This window comes from Cohnella soli (assembly GCF_042655525.1).
GTDB classification, from domain to species: domain Bacteria; phylum Bacillota; class Bacilli; order Paenibacillales; family Paenibacillaceae; genus Cohnella; species Cohnella soli.
The window spans coordinates 118,929-135,644 of sequence record NZ_JBHSMI010000009.1 but is presented as its reverse complement, the minus strand read 5'-3'; the positions used below and the strand labels follow the sequence as shown (position 1 = coordinate 135,644).

General features: G+C 54.5%; 14 protein-coding genes. 6 read left to right on the top strand and 8 right to left on the bottom strand.

Going from position 1 to position 16,716, the window contains the following annotated elements; genetic code table 11:
- The first annotated feature begins 551 nt into the window (after window positions 1–551).
- The 4 genes from ACFPOF_RS05265 (at window position 552) to ACFPOF_RS05250 (ending at window position 4,554) form a co-directional block, all read left to right on the top strand.
- Window positions 552–2,132 carry a sensor domain-containing diguanylate cyclase gene (locus ACFPOF_RS05265; RefSeq protein WP_378130297.1) on the top strand — a complete coding sequence of 527 codons (1,581 nt, stop codon included), beginning with the start codon at window positions 552–554 and terminating at the stop codon, window positions 2,130–2,132.
- A gap of 102 nt (window positions 2,133–2,234) precedes the next feature.
- A complete protein-coding gene (locus ACFPOF_RS05260; RefSeq protein ID WP_378130454.1) occupies window positions 2,235–2,861 on the top strand; it encodes a phosphatase PAP2 family protein in 627 nt (208 codons plus the stop codon).
- 170 nt (window positions 2,862–3,031) lie between these two features.
- Window positions 3,032–3,772, top strand: a complete 741-nt coding sequence (locus tag ACFPOF_RS05255) for a YheC/YheD family protein (protein WP_378130295.1) — start codon at window positions 3,032–3,034, stop codon at window positions 3,770–3,772.
- Between the two features lie 101 nt (window positions 3,773–3,873).
- Window positions 3,874–4,554, top strand: a complete 681-nt coding sequence (locus ACFPOF_RS05250) for an HAD family hydrolase (protein ID WP_378130293.1) — start codon at window positions 3,874–3,876, stop codon at window positions 4,552–4,554.
- A 100-nt stretch (window positions 4,555–4,654) separates the two neighbouring features.
- Here ACFPOF_RS05250 and ACFPOF_RS05245 read toward each other — a convergent pair whose 3' ends face one another.
- The 5 genes from ACFPOF_RS05245 to ACFPOF_RS05225 all read right to left on the bottom strand — a co-directional run bounded on the left by ACFPOF_RS05245 (window position 4,655) and on the right by ACFPOF_RS05225 (window position 11,096).
- On the bottom strand, window positions 4,655–5,872 hold the full coding sequence (locus ACFPOF_RS05245; protein ID WP_378130291.1) for a YheC/YheD family endospore coat-associated protein: 1,218 nt from the start codon (window positions 5,870–5,872) through the stop codon (window positions 4,655–4,657).
- 85 nt (window positions 5,873–5,957) lie between these two features.
- Window positions 5,958–7,127, bottom strand: a complete 1,170-nt coding sequence (locus ACFPOF_RS05240) for a YheC/YheD family endospore coat-associated protein (RefSeq protein ID WP_378130452.1) — start codon at window positions 7,125–7,127, stop codon at window positions 5,958–5,960.
- Window positions 7,127–8,503, bottom strand: a complete 1,377-nt coding sequence (locus ACFPOF_RS05235) for a YheC/YheD family protein (protein WP_378130289.1) — start codon at window positions 8,501–8,503, stop codon at window positions 7,127–7,129. Before ACFPOF_RS05235 ends, ACFPOF_RS05240 begins: the two co-directional genes overlap by 1 nt.
- 78 nt (window positions 8,504–8,581) lie before the next feature.
- Window positions 8,582–9,754, bottom strand: a complete 1,173-nt coding sequence (locus tag ACFPOF_RS05230; protein WP_378130287.1) for a YheC/YheD family endospore coat-associated protein — start codon at window positions 9,752–9,754, stop codon at window positions 8,582–8,584.
- A complete protein-coding gene (locus tag ACFPOF_RS05225) occupies window positions 9,729–11,096 on the bottom strand; it encodes a YheC/YheD family endospore coat-associated protein (protein WP_378130285.1) in 1,368 nt (455 codons plus the stop codon). Before ACFPOF_RS05225 ends, ACFPOF_RS05230 begins: the two co-directional genes overlap by 26 nt.
- Window positions 11,097–11,361: 265 nt before the next feature.
- Between ACFPOF_RS05225 and ACFPOF_RS05220 the strand changes: the two genes are divergently transcribed.
- The gene (locus ACFPOF_RS05220; RefSeq protein WP_378130283.1) at window positions 11,362–12,441 is read left to right on the top strand and encodes an MBL fold metallo-hydrolase; all 1,080 of its coding nucleotides are present in this window, start codon (window positions 11,362–11,364) and stop codon (window positions 12,439–12,441) included.
- Window positions 12,442–12,682: 241 nt separating this feature from the next.
- Here ACFPOF_RS05220 and ACFPOF_RS05215 read toward each other — a convergent pair whose 3' ends face one another.
- Entirely contained in the window at window positions 12,683–13,225 is a 543-nt protein-coding gene (locus tag ACFPOF_RS05215; protein ID WP_378130281.1) for a phosphatidylglycerophosphatase A family protein, read from the bottom strand.
- Window positions 13,226–13,383: 158 nt separating this feature from the next.
- Here ACFPOF_RS05215 and ACFPOF_RS05210 point away from each other — a divergent pair, with 158 nt between their 5' ends.
- On the top strand, window positions 13,384–14,454 hold the full coding sequence (locus ACFPOF_RS05210) for a GerMN domain-containing protein (protein ID WP_378130279.1): 1,071 nt from the start codon (window positions 13,384–13,386) through the stop codon (window positions 14,452–14,454).
- A gap of 2 nt (window positions 14,455–14,456) precedes the next feature.
- Here ACFPOF_RS05210 and ACFPOF_RS05205 read toward each other — a convergent pair whose 3' ends face one another.
- On the bottom strand, window positions 14,457–15,551 hold the full coding sequence (locus ACFPOF_RS05205; RefSeq protein ID WP_378130277.1) for a Ger(x)C family spore germination protein: 1,095 nt from the start codon (window positions 15,549–15,551) through the stop codon (window positions 14,457–14,459).
- 17 nt (window positions 15,552–15,568) lie between these two features.
- Window positions 15,569–16,714, bottom strand: coding sequence for a hypothetical protein (locus ACFPOF_RS05200; RefSeq protein WP_378130275.1), 1,146 nt, complete (start codon window positions 16,712–16,714; stop codon window positions 15,569–15,571).
- Window positions 16,715–16,716: the final 2 nt, after the last annotated feature.

The following is a 16,716-nucleotide window of genomic DNA, read 5'->3' as shown; positions in this document are numbered from 1 at the left end:
ATACGTAGCTTGACGAAAATAGAAAAACACCGCTTCGTTTGGTAAAGTGAGAGTGTCGAGCTACCACTACCAGACAGAAGAGGTGTCTTCCATCATGATAGACCATCAACCCGACCTGAAATAGAGAGCAAGAAGCGAGGCGTCCTTCGTTCGATTTTGGGCGGACTTTCTCGGGGCGGCAATTTCTGACCTCGCTTCTTTCTTCTTGTCGGGATACACCAGGCCAGTACGGTTTTCAAGGGGACGGCACGGTCCCCTTGAAGTAGGATCATCTCAAGCAATCCACTACTAATAGCTGTCGGCTTCATCCTTAACCGGATCAGTTCGCATAAGGATAACGACAGTTAAGCCAATGTAAGCATTGACGTAATACGGCATGATTCGTTAAGCTAGCCAACAGAACTCCTTTGCCGGGTGATTTGATCGTTACCTTGAGCATAGGAGTTTTTTGTTGTGTTATCCAGATACAACGAAACATGAAGTAGATTTTTGTCGATTATTCGATATAAAATGAAGTATACGAACGAGCGCAGCAAGCGGGGGATGGTGCAATGGGACCGAGGAAAGGATTTAAGCTTCGGACGATCGTTAACGTGATCGTAATGTTGACGGTCATCTCCACCGTTGCCATCGCTTCATTCGTCGCCTATCGGAGCGAACGAGAATCGTTGATTCGCATGACGACTCAATCGAATAAATTATACGCGGACAAAATTGCCGATACCGTCGATAATTTATTCGTAAACATGCGTGCCAGCTTAAACGTAACGGCACAATTTCTGACGGCGGATTTAAGCCGACCGGATTTGCACGACCAGCTTGTTTTCTATCAGAGGAGCCAAACGAACTTCAACTCCGTCTTCTTGATCGACAAGGACGGCCGATTGATCGAGGCCTCCAATGCGGACCCGAAAAATATTGGAGGTAAGGTCGAATCGATCGGTGTCAAGCAAGCGCTTGCAGCCCGCAAACCGCTTGTGTCCGAGCCTTATGTGAGCGTTCAGGGAAATAAGTTGATCGTCATGGTCAGCGTTCCTTTCACGGACAAGCAAGGTCAATACGCGGGGTTTATCGGAGGCTCGATTCGTCTGCATGAAACGAGTTTGTTCCAGACGCTGCTCGGCAACATGCCTTCCGTATCAAATGGCACTTATGCGTACGTCGTCAGCTCGAACGGGACTCTGCTGTATCATCCCGTGGCCACAAGAATCGGAGAGAGAGTTGTCGGTAACAAAGCGATTGATCGTCTTATTACGGGACACGAAGGCAGTATGCGTATCGTTAATACTGCAGGCATAGACATGCTGGCCAGCTTCGCATCGATTCGCGAACCCGGCTGGGGCATTGTCGCACAGACGCCGACGCGGGTCGCTTTGGAGTCCGCGCGTCTGCTTGTCGGGAAAATCATGATGTATATGATACCGGTCATGCTCGTCTTGCTGGCGCTGATCTATTGGGTTACGGGCAAACTGTCCGCGCCGCTTTCCGGCTTGGCGGCGTTCGCCTCTCAGCTTTCTCCGAGAAACAGTTCGGCGGACGAGCTGCCTCGCATTCACGGCATGAATTTTGAGGCGAACGAGCTACATAAAGCTTTCGGCAGGGCGGTCAGACATTTCCGGCTGCAGTATGACGATCTGTTCGCCGAAGCCGGTACCGATCCGCTGACAGGGCTTCATAACCGTAGAACGATGGACCGCGTTCTGAAAACATGGATCGCGGATGGAAGACCGTTCTCTCTTCTGGTGATCGATCTGGACCATTTCAAGCAGGTGAACGACACGTTCGGGCATGATATCGGTGATGAAGTGTTGAAGTTTCTCGCTGACGCCTTGCGTCGACTACTATGGGAAGACAGAATTGTTTGCAGGTTCGGCGGGGAAGAGTTCGTTGTGCTCATACCAAGCGAAGGGGTCAACGAGACGGATGGCGATGCGGAGAGAATCCGCGCTTTCGCTGCTGGAAACGTTACGCCTTCCGGCGGTATTATTACCGTCTCGATCGGAATGGCGACGTATCCGAACGACTCGGTTAGTCCGGAAGGGCTGTTCAGGGCAGCGGACGAGGCGTTATACGAAGCGAAGCGCAAAGGACGGAACCGCGTCGAGAAAGCGAGCATGCACGTTTTGGCTTAGAAAAGGAAACAATAGACGCCAGGGGATCTCTGACATTTCCCTTAATGCTCGTGAATGGTAAGGAGGAGCTCAAACATTACCCGGATGCAATCGAAAAAAGTGATGCAAAATGGATTTGCGCGTTCATTCGCGCTTGCTATTGCAAGTTTACTCGTTTTCGCGGTGATCGCTTCTCTGGTCGGCTGGCATCGAATCGCTTGGTTCGACGATCGGATCATCGAGGCCGTTCAAGGCCGCGAGTCGCCAATGCTGACTTCGGTCATGAAATTTTTCTCGTTCATCGGTTCGACCCTTCCTGTTGTCGTCTTAACTGTGGCGGCGATGATCGTTCTCTATGTTTTCTTGAAGCATCGCGGCGAGCTTCTTTTTTTCGCGGGTGTCGTCATTGGCTCGGCGCTGCTGAACGTTGCGTTAAAAATGTTGTTCCGGCGCGACCGGCCTACGATTCATAGGCTCGCGGAAGAGACAGGTTTCAGTTTTCCCAGCGGGCATTCGATGGCAGCGTTCAGCCTATACGGCGTTCTTGTTTTTCTGCTGTGGAAACATGCGGACAAGGCATTAACTCGAGGGCTCCTTATCGTGCTCGGCCTTGGCATTACGCTAATGATCGGTATAAGCCGTATCTATCTCGGCGTTCATTACCCGAGCGATGTCATTGGGGGTTATGCCGCGAGTTTGACATGGCTTGCTTTGTGTATTGCGTTTTATCGTCGTCGGGACCGGAGGTGAACTGCCGATCGCTGTTATAGACGACGCTCGCCTGATTTTGTCCCCTTGAGACGAGTCGTCACATACACTGGATGCGAAACGTTCAATGCGTGAGTGAGTGTTCAAAAAGCTTCGTGATCAAAATTGAGCTTTTTGAAATTCCTCTATGCGTATCCGGGAGGAATGCGACCGTGGCTCAACATGTGGGCAGCAAGTGGAAAAAAACGTTGGCGCTGCGGACGGACGGCGCGCTGAGGCCGCTTATTCCCCGCACGGTCAAGTTCGGCCGTTCAAGCCTTAGGGAAATGCTGATTCAACATGGCATGGTGTACGTCAAACCGGTAGTCGGTACGCACGGAAAAGGCGTCATGAGAGTTCAATCCGGAGGCGGCCGGTACAAGTACCAGCTCGGCACGCGGGCAAGGGAGTTTGGAACGTTCGATGCCCTGTATGGGGCTATCAAAGCGACGATTGGCGGAAAGCGATACCTCATTCAAAAGGGGATTAATTTGCTTCGTTACAACGGGAGAAGATTCGATTTGCGCATTATGGCGCAAATGAGTCCCAGGCGGAGATGGGAGGCGACGGGCATTATCGGCCGCGTAGCCGCGCCAGGGAAGATCGTCACGAACTATCACGGAGGCGGAAAGCTAGTCGCGGCGGAGAGGCTGTTGTCCGGTTATATGGGCGTGCGAGCGGCTCGTGCCAAACTTCGCTCGCTCGGTCGGCTAGGCATCCGCGCGGGAGTCGCTATGCGCAGTCGGTATCCGAGAGTGTGCGAGGTCGGGCTGGACATCGGGCTTGACCGAACGCTGAAGCCCTGGATCATCGAGGTGAATACAAGCCCCGATCCGTATATATTCCGCAAACTGCCGGACCGTTCGATCTTTCGGAAAATCCGCAGGTACGAAATGGCTTGTGGCCGCAAATAGTTCCGTTTACGTTCTGAGCCTCCTTCCAGGGGGCTTTTTTGCTATACTGGTTAGGAGACGCTTATCGTAGAACTATAGACAAGATTTCAAGGGAGACGCTCATGAACAAATTTACACAACCGCACGGCATGCCCGAGGCAATGATATTCGATTTAGACGGCACGCTGTTTCAAACGGAGACGCTGCTCGAGACGGTGCACCGCCGCGTGTTCGAAACACTTCGGGAAGAAGATCTCTATGCGTTGCCGACACCTCCGATCGACACACTGCTCGGCTCGCTTGGCATGTTGCTATCGGATATTTGGAAGCGGGTCATGCCGGAAGGAACGCCGGAAGCGCACGAGAGGGCTAACGCCTTGCTGCTGCAATACGAGATGGAGGAATTGGCCGCAGGGTGCGGCATCTTGTACCCGGATGTCGCGGAAACGCTGCGCGAGCTGCGGGGCAGAGGCATCCGATTGTTTATTGCGAGCAATGGGTTGGAGGATTACGTCAAAGGCGTTCCGGCCGGCAGGGAAATCGGCGATCTGTTCGAGGCGTCCTATAGTGCCGGGGAATACGAGACGGCAAGCAAAGTCGATCTTGTCCGATTGCTGCTTGATCGATTCGGCCTAACTTCTGCATGGATGGTCGGCGACAGATCGTCCGATGTGGAAGCAGGCAAGCGCAATGGCTTGTACGTCGTCGGTTGCGACTACGCGGGTTTTCGCAGGGAAGGCGAATTGGACGGTTCTGATGCCGTTATTCGCGACTTCAAGGAAATTTTGCAATTGCTGCCGTAATCCCTATTGCAAAGAGGGGCATCCCGTCACAGTTCGACGGGATGCCCCTTTTGGCATGGGCTAATGCCTGGATCCGTTGAGCGATGGGCCGCGATACGCATTACGCTCGGGAATAATCATATTCATTGATGATGTTCTCGATGGAAGGTTGTTCGGGGATATCCTCTTCGTCCGGTTCCCAACGGGCATCGGACATTTGGGACGATTTGTTGCTCCGATGTTGCATGCGCTGTTTGTAGGACCACAATGCGTATTCGATCGGCCTTATGATGGCGTTGCGGTACGTTGATTGTTCGCCGGCCAGCTTGAATACTTCCCTCGAAGGCTTCGGATTAACTTCGATCAGCCATATATTGCCGCCCTTGTCGATGGCGAGATCGAGCGCCAGCTCGCACAGGGCGCCGTAAGTCGCTTCAAGATAACGGGCGACGCGAATGCCGAAGCTTTCCGCAGTTTCCCGAATGATCTCGATGTCCGCCTCGTCGTCGACCCATTGCCGCAGCAAAGTGTTCATGGAGGCGGCTTCGCCCCCGCCGTGCAAATTCGAAGTAATGCTACGCGACGGCCCGATCCTTCCTGCGCATCCCGTCACTTGCCAGTTGCCCGATCCATTTTTCTGAATGAGCATGCGGTAGTCGTGCACGCGTCCGTTCGGCAGTTTGATGTTAAGCCCTTGCTGAACGATATAGCGGTCACCGCGAGTGTCCCAATCGGACAATGCGGACGTTATGCCGCTGCGAGAAACTTTGCGCGGCTGCACGATTGCCCGTGAATGGTTGCGGCCTTGGAGCAAGAAGCCGCCGTTTTTCGTGCGGTCGATACGCAGAATGCCCCGGCCTCCTGTGCCGTTGATCGGTTTCAAGTACACGGTCGGGAATTTGCGAAGCATTTGAACGACGTCGTCGGACGACTGGAAAGGGCGTGTAAGCGGAAGAAAAGGGCGGAAAGCGGACACTTTGGCGAGCGTCTGATAGATGGTCCATTTGTTGCGCAATGGCCGGTTCAAGAAGTGCAGATTAGCGTATTTTTTGCGGAATGCAAGCAATTGCCGAAACCGCTCGCTTTTTTGGATACGGCATCTGTCGTAAATCACGTTGGGAAAGCGAACCCACCGCCGACTCCATATTTTCGTATCGGGATCGTAAATGAGGGCGTGGATTTTGCTTTCGTCGTCGTCGACGTCTTGCGGTGTGAATACAAACACGGAAATGCCGATTTTACGGCCAGCTGCGATCATTTTCGCGTAGACGGGCCGTTCTTCTAGTTTTCTGGACTCGTTCAAATACAAGGTGAGAATGCCTAGAACGGGTTTGGCCATGCGCGGTTACCTCCAGCTTCGGGACGAGGGTGAGTCGACAGATGGAAGAAGAAAGCGGCAGGCGCAGACGATCGGCCAATCGGCATCAACTGCTCGTGCCTCCTTTGGCGGTTTGCTTCAACCGGTGCAAATATTGACTATATTGAAAAATCCGTTCCAGCGACTTGACGCGGATGTGAGGCTCGTCGAATTTCATCGGCTTCGAGTTCGCTTCGAAAAACCAAACGTGACCGTCGGAATCTACGCCGAGATCCATCGACATCTCGCAAAGGCGGTTGTGGCAGGAACGTTCGATTTGTTTGGCGATCGTGACCGCTGCCGCTTGTACCTTAAAGAGCATTTTGGCGGTTTTCTCTTTCCCGAAAATAGACACGAGAAGTTTCTCCGGGTCATCGATGTATCCGCCGCGCGGCACGTGGGTCGTAATGCTTGAATCGCCGGCGACGCGGGCTCCTACGCCCGACAACTCCCATTGACCGGTACCGTTTTTTTGCACGAGCGCCCGCAAGTCGAACGGCCGGCTGTTCACGGCTGCGAGCGAAATGCCCTGCTGCGCGATATAGGGCTCACCGAGATTGGCCGATTGCTTAACGATGCGATCCCACAGTCTGCGCATTGTGGCGCAGCGGAAAGTCCGGCTGCCTTTCTCCTCTTGCATCTGGAGACGATAAGGCAGCTTCTTCTCGGCTTGAACCGATGCGGTCATAATGCCGACGCCAGCTTTGCCTCTGACCGGTTTCAAGTACAGCGTCTTATGTTTTTTCAGCAGGCTGCTCAGCACGTAGGTATCCGTCAACTTCTTCGTCTCGGGAATGTAGGCTTTCGTCGTTTTGTGTTCGTTTAACCATTGAAACAACGACCACTTGTTGAAAAAACGCCGGTTGAACAGCCGAACATCCGTCCTCCGCGACAACGCGGCCAGCTTCTTCTTCACATGAGGCTGGCGCTCGTCTTCCCGTTGAGGAATCCGGTTATAGACGAAAGTCGGACGCGGGTACCAGGAAGAAATCCACACGTCCTCGCCCGGTTGAATAGAGTAGCCGAGAACACGGGGAGCGCCCAGTTTCAAGTGCTTCACCGTCACGACGTACGTGACGATGTCGAGACTTTCGCCTGTGCGGATCAAATCCGCGAAATTGCTGCGGTTGCCGCGGAACAATTGAATATCGTCTTCAATGGTCAAAATCGCGACGACCGGTTTATCGGCCGCCGCTTCAGTCGATTCGACATTCGCAGGGGGGAGTTTCAGAAGCATCACGCATCTTCCTTCCTGCGGAATTTGCTCAAATATAGACAGTGATCAAGAATATACTCGAGCGAAGCTCTGCCTTGCTCTTTCAATGCGGGATGCTTAAAGATCGACCTGCCCGGCTTGGCGTTCGCTTCGAACATCCATACCGCGCCGTCGCGGTCGATGCCGATATCGAGCCCAAGCTCTCCCAGCGTATGCGAATAGTTGCGCTCGATCGCTTCGGACAGCTTGATCGCTACCGCTTTCGCTTCTTTGAGCACATCGTCGGCTTTAGAGCCAAAAGTGCGACTGAGCGCTTGCTCGGGCGTCATAAGGGAGCCGCCGTTCTTAATATGCGTCGTTACGCTTCCTCTACCGGCTTTCTTAGCGCCTATGCCGGCGACGACCCATTCGTTGCGGCCATCTTTATGCATATGAAATCGGAAGTCGATTGGACAATTCTCGATTTCGATAAGCCGGATGCCCTGCTGGACGACGTATCCGTTTAATTGAGAGCCGTGACGAGAACGGAGCATTTTCATCAAACCGGTAAACTGACTGAATCGAAGAAGCACGTTGCCCCGACCATCCCGGTAGCGGACGAAATATCCTTTGCGAGGGTGGTAGGTAAGCCGGTAAATGCCAGCGCCAAGGCTGCCTGCGGTCGGCTTATAATAAAGGAACTGGTGCTTCTCGAGCAGTTCTTTGATTTTATCGGGGCTTGGATTGTTGACCGATTCAGGCAGATGGCGAAGTGCCTCCGGGTCGTTGTCGAGCATCGTATAAACGTCGGATTTGTTGAAGAAGCTCCAGTTAAAATAGGGGATCCGCTTACGGACGAACCGCTCTCTTAAAGTCGCGATCGCAGTCCCTGTTTCGGCGCGCCGACTTGGCAACCGATTGTACACGACGTCAGGCAGCGGAACGACCCGCCGCGTCCAACCGCCGCCGCCATCGAGAAACCAGCCGTGGATCGTCTCTTGCTGCCAGTTGATATCGCGCGGAGTGAAAGCGAAGAAATACGCTTTCTTCTGCCCGAGGAGGAGCAGCTGTTTCACGAAACCGGTACGTTCACCGAAAGGAGCTGTCGATGAACGCGTGCTATTGTCAGTCAGTACGCCGATTAACGGTCCAAGCTGGATATCGTCGCCTTCTTCGTTGGCGAGATAGACGTTGCCGGATTTCGGGACTCGGACGGAACGGCGCAATCCAGCGGACATGTATACGTGATTGCCTTTGCGGTTGATCGTCCGCACCGTGGCGGGAACGGTGTCTTTGCCGAGCTTGACGTTGATCGATTTGCGTCCGCCGAGCTTAAGCAGCTTCGCAAGCGGGCTCGAAAACCAAACGATACGTTCCGGCTGCTGCGTGAAATGGACGTTGCAGATTGTCAAACTCATGAATGAACCTCCCAGATAAAGCGCAAACCGATACCCAGCGGCGCTCGCCGCGTGTCGGTTGTCGCAAGTGAGCAACCGTTACCTATCGGCGCATGCCGATTGGCGGTTGTCGGTTGTCGCAAGTCGAAGCAGGATAGATTGGGCGTAGATCAGCGGCCGCTCGGCGGCGGCGCGCGCGGCGCCCGCTCCTGCGGATGCCATGGCTGAGCGTCCGGGCTTGGCGTTCGCCTCCAAAAACCACAGTTTCCCGTTACGGTCGATTCCGTAGTCCAAACCGATTTCGGCCATTCGTCCGAACGATGTTTCCAGGCCTGAAGCAATCGTGAACGACGCATCGGTCGCTTGGCGAAGCAACTTCCTTCCGCGAACATCTCCGAATTGCCGGGCGAGCGTTGCCAACGCTGGAGCTGCGGTTCCGCCACCGTGCAAGTTTGCGGTTACGCTGCCGGGCGCCCCGAGCCGGGCTGCTATGCCGGTGAGCGTCCAGCGGCCATCGGCATCTTTCTGCATCAAGGCTCGCAGGTCGAACGGATCGCCTTCTTCGTTGCGAAGTTCAAGAAGCGGCTGCATCAGGTAAGAGCGCTCGCCGATCCAGCGGTCGAGCCGCGCAATCGCCTCCTGCCTATTCGCAGCTTCAATGTGGAAAGGACGATTGTCGTTCAATCTTCCCGTAAGCGTCGCAGTCCCGTCCCTCCGCTCGGTGAAGGCGACGACTCGCCGTCCTTTGCTGCCGGCAATCGGCTTCAGGAAAGCGGTTCTGCCGTAAGCGTCCAGCCATTCGGAAAGCGAATCGGGTCCGCGGTACAAGGCGGTCGGCGGAATCAGCTTACGTAGCGTCCCGATGGCCGCGAGCGATTCGTATACTTTGCCTTTGTGCGGTAAACGCCCGTTCAAAAGAGTTAGCTTCGTGTTTTCCCGAATGCGGCGCAGCGCAACTCGGCAACGGCGCTTCTCGTCATCCGTCTCCGGCCACGTCCGATCGTAGACGACGGCGGGGAGCGGTTGCCGGGAAGAGACCCAGCGGTTCTCGCCGTCCGCCCATGTCCAGCCTTTGACGGTACCGTCGCGGCGATCCCAAGTCCACGGCGCGAATGCCACGATACGGAGGTTTCGTTTTTTTCCGATACGGTCGAGCCGTCTTAGAAAGGCATTTTCGGCGAAAGGAGGCAACATGTCGCGTTCAGAGACGAGGATGCCAAGGACGTCTGGAGCGGCGGAGTTGAATTTAAAAACCGGAAATATATCTGGCATATTGGATGATCATCCGTACCGACGGACGGATTTTTCCTTCCTTAAGCGGTGTATTGTCGTTCTTCGACGGTTTCGAGTTGACTTCGATCAGCCATACGCGTCCGGCCGAATCGAGCGCCAGATCGATGCCGAGTTCGGCGAAATGAGCCGGAATATAGGCATCTACGCCGCGGGCGATGTCCAGTGCCGCCTTAGACAGGCGCGCAGAAGCGTCTCCCCGCTGGGCGGCGGGAAGATTGGACCTGGCGACCGCTTCCTTGACTGTGGACAGCGTGCCGCCCCGAGCCAGATTGGATACGAAATGTTGGCTGCCCGCCGTTCTGCCGACAATCGAGGTGATCGCCCATTTGCCGGTGGCATTTTTCTGCGTCAACGCCCGGAAATCGACGGGCCGTCCGCCGACTTCGATCAGATTCAAGCCTTGCTGGATCAAATAGCGTACGGTTTTCATTTTGCCGGCGATCGACGAGAAAAGCTTGACGAGACTGGTGAACGATTGACGTTTCGTGCCGCTGACGGTCGCGTATGACGCTTGCCAATTTTCCGGGCCGATGCGGGTCAGCCGAATGATGCCTTTGCCGAGGCTGCCTCTGACCGGTTTTAGGAATACGGAGGAGTAACGCGAGCACATGCTTTTGAGCATCGTATAGTTTTGCAGCAGATGGGATTCGGGTAAGTATTTTTGCAAGGTCGGGTCCCTCTTCAGCGCGTCGAACACTTCGGACTTGTCAAGAAACTTTTCGTTGAACACATGCGCGCCGTATCGGTGTTTGATTTCCCGAATGAACTGCTGCACGATCGGCCGGTTCTCGAGCTTGCGAGATGTCAGACGGTTGTTCACGACGTTAGGTGCCGGCAAATGCATCCGATGCCAGCCTTTCGAGTAAACCCATCCTTCTACTGTCGTCAGGCTCGCCCCGATCGCGTTCGGCGTGAAGAAGTACACGTATGCCCCCTGGCTTCTGCAGGCGTCGGTCAGTTCCCGGCAGAACATCGTGATGTCCCCGAACGGTTTTTCCGATTGCTCCGGATTGTCGCGGCTGATGAGTACGCCGATTAAAGGGCCCAGCGCGAGCGTCCTGCTGGCCGCCTGATATTGCAGGCGAAGAGGGGTACCCGAGAAAATGCCCATGCGCCTTGCAAGCGTCTGGCTGATGCGCAAGCCTTCGTAACGGGGGACGGGGACGATCGTGACCGCATGGCGGAATGAACCGAATTGCAATACGAGATGCTGCTGTGCAGGGATCCTCCACTGCTTCAGCAAGGACTCCCCCAGCATCAAGACGTCGTCGGACAGTATGCCGGAACTGATGACCTGGACGTCGATTTTCGGGGTGGACATGTGGGGTGCTCCTTCCACCTTGCGAATGTCGTCGTGACGTGACGAAGGCTCTCCTAGGCTTCTTTCCCGAGGGCTAGCGAGAATACTCCATTGTATGAGGACAGATATTTATCGGTGATTGACCTAGAGGGATTGGGACTTGGCGTCGAACGATGTTATGATGGAACAATGCGAGTGCTGACGCGGGAAAATGAATCGCAGTCGCGACGCGAGAATGGGCGATTGCGCAGCAGACAACAAGAGCGATGGACGGAAGGGGATCCGGATGAACGATAGATTCGGCGATGGAACGGTTACGAGGCTTGGGAACGGCTGGCTTCAAGTCAAAGTGCCGCTGCCCTATTCTTTGAAATGGGTGAATGCTTATTTGCTGCCGGAGATGGGGAACGAGGATGGGCTGAAAAGAGAAGAGACCTGCTGGACGCTGATCGATCCGGGTTTGCGGACGGAGGAGATCGAGCGGTTCTGGGAAAATGTTCTGGGTGAAAATCGCATCGAATGGGGGCACATTCGCTCGATCGTGGTAACTCACCATCACCCCGATCACTACGGATTGGCCGGTTGGTTCCAGCAGAAGACAGGCGCTACGGTATGGATGTCGCAAGTAGCTCTGAACTACGCGGAGCGGTTGTGGGGAGTCAACGAGACATTCTCGCAAGAATTGACGAATGCGCTCATCGAGCATGGGCTGGATGCGGCGCTCATCGACGATATGTTGGCGCATATGAGCGGATTTGCGGCGAAAGTGTCGCCTAGGCCGACAGACATTCAGTTGCTCGGCGTCGGCGAAACGTTCCGGATGGGCGGAATCGAGTGGCGCATCCACGGCGGGGAAGGACATGCTCCGGGACATCTGCTGTTCCACGATGCGGGAAGCGGGCAGTTGCTATGCGGGGATCAGGTGCTGCCGGATATTTCGCCGAACATCGGCTGGATGCCGGGAGGAGATCCGGACCCGCTCGGCTCTTTTTTGGACAGTTTGCGGCAGCTGGAGCCGCTTGATGTTACTTTTGTTTATCCCGGCCATCGGGACCCGTTTCGAGATTATCGGGGAAGAGTCGTTGAACTGCTTGAACACCACGAGCGTCGACTCCGCAAAATGGCGGAGTTGCTCACAGACGGAGATGACAGTGATAAATCCGCATTCGAAGTATGCGAGCTCTTATTCGGCGCGCGGCTTCGCGGCAATACGCACAACTTAAGGTTCGCCTTGGCGGAGACGATCGCTCATCTCGAGCACATGGTGCGCCGGGGCACAGCCGTCCGGGTGGAGGGTGCGACAGAGGCGGGAGCAAAGCGGATCTTCTACCGACTAGTCGGTCTGGACGAAACTACTGTTGTTTGAACAAAATGCAAACGCCGATTTTTCAGGGTTGCCCCCGAGAAATCGGCGTTATTTTTATACTTCTGCAACTGCGCATTTACAGTATTCCCACTAAGCTTCGGGCAGGAAGTCAGTTGTCTTTTGCGCAACTACGGCATGCCCACGGAGCCTCGAGCAGGAAGTTAGTTGTCTTTTGTGCAACTACGGCCCGCCAAAGCGACTCCGAGCAGACGATTAGTTGGACTAACCGCAACCGCTCGCCTTACTCTCCGCTGCCCGCTTCGGCGGCTTCTTCGCGTTCCGCTTGCTTGCGATGAGCGATGCGGCTTGAAGCAGCGGCAGCGATCGCGCCGACGATATCGTCGAGAAACGTATGAATTTCGCCGCTGTTTTTATCGTTTAATTTCCGCAAAACACCGGGCTTCAGCTTGTCGACATAACCGAAGTTGGTGAACCCGATGCTGCCGTACACGTTTACGATGCTAAGCGCCAGCACCTCGTCGCAGCCGTACAGCCCTTCGTCATAAGCGATCATATTTTGCAACGGCGGCAGCAGTTTTCCTTCTTCAGCCAGCATGTCGAGCTGGATGCCAGTCAGGACAGCGTTCTGCACCTCCCGCTTGGACAAGACGGATTCGACGTTCAATACGCACTCGGCGAGCGTCAATTCGGGGAAATAATCTTTTTGCAGCAGCATGACGAGTTGTCCGATCTGCTCCTTGGTGACTCCCCGTTTCGTTAGCCAGTCTTCCGTCGCTTTCGCGACTTCCTTACTGTTCAGGCGATATACGTTAGGTTGGGACATGGTCGCACCTCTTTCCGAAGCCGTCAGGCTTCTGTCATGATTGATCATGCGGGACAAACATACATATTTGTCCCAAGGGCTCGTATACATAGTACTACAATTCCGGTGAAGACGAAATGGAGCTTCACCTTAACGGTTTATTCGAACAGGAGGAATCCATGATGAAAACAAAGCTGTACAAACGAAAAAAGTTAGGCAAATGGGCGCTGCTTCTCGCTCTGCTTCCGCTGCTGTCGGCATGCGGGCTCGGGGGATCTCCCGCAAAGAACGCCGCGGAAAGCATCGACCCTCCGCCTACCGCCGCCGAGCAATCGATGCTGCAAAAAGCGGAAGCCGCATCCGCGCCCGGTGATCCAAGCGATGTCGTCACCGTGTACTTGCTCGATTCGCACGGTTACCTCGCCCCAATGTCGCTGCGCACGGGAGGCTCGCAAGACTCGGCCGCTACAAGCGCCGAACAAGCAATCGCCTGGATGACTGCGAACAAACAACTGACCGACCAATTGCCGCCGGGATTCACGGCAGTGTTGCCTGAAGGGACTGCAACGAATTCCGTCAAGCAGATCAAGGATACCATTTCCGTCGATTTCGCCGCTCCGTTCTCCCAAATTCCAGCCAAGCAGGAACGTAAAGTCATCGAAGCACTCGTCTGGACGTTAACCGAATTGCCGGGTGTTGACAAAGTAAAATTGTCCGTAGGCGGCAAGCCGATCCGTGCAATGCCGGCTTCCCACCTTCCCGTAGATACGGTTCTTACCCGCGGCTTCGGCATTAATATCGAATCAAGGGCAGACGTCGAATTGAGCCGTTCCATGGGTGTTACGCTTTATTTCTCGGCGCAAACGAAAGGCGGAGAAGGCTACTTCGTGCCGGTCACCCGTCTCATAAACCGCCAAGCCGACCCCGCCAAAGCAGCGCTCGAGCAATTGATCGCGGGGCCGTTGCCATCAACGCCTTTGAAGGCGGTGCTCACTTCCGACTTATCGATCGAGAAACTCACGAAACTTGCGGACACCGTTGACGTCTCGCTGAAATCGGAAGAGTGGGCACCGAAATCTCCGGTTCCTTCGGAAATGATGGATGCGCTCGTGTTGACGTTGACCGAAGCGACCGGGGCGCCCCAAGTGCTTGTCGCCATGAATGGGGACGATGCGCTCGTAGATTCGGATAACAACACGTATGACCATCCGGTGACGCGTCCGACATATGTCAATGCGCTTTCTCGTTGACGTTAATCGATCAAGCCTGTTTCCCGGATCGAAAACTTGCTTTCCACTTGAAAGTCGACGTATGGGTAATTTTGCTGCCAATACTCCCAATTTTTGCTTCGGCCCAAAATGCTCGCCAAGTACCGCAGACCGAGGCCGTACGGGTCGACGCCGGCATCGCGAATTTTGCGCAGCAGCTTTTCGAGTTCTTCGTTGAATTGGGTTTCCATTTTTCTTTCGATTTTCTGTATATCTCCTTTCATGAAGTGGATAGGCATTTCCTCCATCACGCCATTGGCACTAACGCGAAACCTGACAACGGGTTTCTCGCCTCCTTCAATTCGAACACGAGTGCGGATGTTGATCAACGACATGACGACGCGGGTTCCATTAACGGGGACAGCAAGCACGTTATGACCGAAACGCGGCCCCGACAAGTTGTACAGTTGCGTCTCCTCCGGGCTTAGGATGAGACGCAGCTTTTTTTTGTCCAGAAAAGCGACTTTGTCGACGCGGTAGGAATTGCGGTCTTTGTCGATCTGGACGATCGGCAAATACGGGTCTTTCCCCGTTTCCGACATTCGTCTAGCCAAATCGAATATAAACTCGGTCATCACGTAAGAGGATGCCGTTCCTTCATTGCCGAAAGTTAGAAACAATGTATTTCCCGGATAACGTTCCGATTCCGGGCGCAGACTGAGCACGGTTTTGGCGTCCGGTTCCGCAATGCCGACGAAAGAGATCGATTGAACGTCACGTCGTCGCAGCAACCATTCCATCGGCTCATCGATCCCCCTCTCCAACAGAGGTTTGCCGAGTAGGAATACGCGGCAATGGCCGAAATCGAGTTCCTTGTCGACGAGCGCTTTAATATGGCGTACCGCTTCGGCGATCGTCGGCGCTTCCTCCTGCTCAATCTCCGTTTTCGCCACCCCGCTTTCGAATTTCGAGGAAGGAATTGCCAGTCTGAGAGTGACACGCACAGTGTCCGGTTGGCTTCCGGGATCGATTCCCATCGTGACGACGAAAAATCGTTTGTCGATGTCTTTGAAACCACAGCCTCCGAGCATCGCGAATGCCAATAACATCGCCGCCGTAGCGAACCATCTCAGAATCACAACGGCTGCGCCTCCTTTCATGAATCGGCGGATGTTCCGCCCCCATCGCTTGCCCTGGCTCGGTATCCGGATCTCGACGACCGAAACGCGAGCCAAGCCAGCAAAGAAACGATCGCGATGTCCGAAAACAATCTGATGTTAAGCCAGCTTTGGCTGACCCACTCGTTGCGCCTCTCGTTCGCCCACATCCCGTACCCGACCGCCGCCGCGCCGAATGCGATGTTGATCCACCAATTGACGGCTTTGACGGGATATTCTTCGACAACAGGTTTATGCCCTTTGCGTAAGCTTTTCAGAAGTTCCATCGCCGTATGCCACGTATTCATTGCGAATAGCAGCGAAAGTGCGGTATAGAGCAGGAGGAAAATATACAGCACCCGAGAGACGAAACCGTATTCAAGCACCATAGAGTCCGCGGTGATGCTCCATATGTATATATAGTGGGAGACGCCGACCGTGCCGTGAAACCCAATCGGAACGAATACGGACACAAGCAGGAAAAAAGTGCAAAACAGCGGAATGATCCATCGGTTGCGAATTTTTGCCGATGGAGGCATCATGCGATTAAACACGACGAGCGTGTTATGGCCAGCGAAAACGAGGGATGCAGCGCTGAACGAGATGAGCGACGGTTTCGTGCGAACGTATCCGGCGACGACGCGAATGGCGTTCCAATCCAGCCATCGGTTGAAAAGCGCCTTCAGCAAAATAGCGATAATAAGCGGCGCCGACAAAAGCAGGACGATCTCCGTCGTGAATTGAACGGAGCGGGTGCAACGGCTTGAACCCCAGATGCTCGCGACGACCATAAGGCCGGAGAACAAATAAGGATTCATGTCCGGGTTAAAAAATTGCTGGATCGTCGCGGCGTAAGCGTATATGACGAGCATGCCCGCGGCAAACCAGAAGATAGCTGTAAGAAAAATGATTAGCAGCGCAAACGCCCGAGGTGTGTTGCCAAGAAGAATTTCGGGAAGCCCCATCCCGGGAAAACGCCGGAACAACGCGATTGCGATGTAGGAGAGAACCGTGCAGACCGGTATGACCAAAGCGATCGAAGAGATGGAACCGTTAAATCGGTGTTGAATGAGAATCCAGGGCACGAACAGCATAATGTTGATCATGCCGACGTACATAACATGATAGTGGAAGTATCGGGACAAGA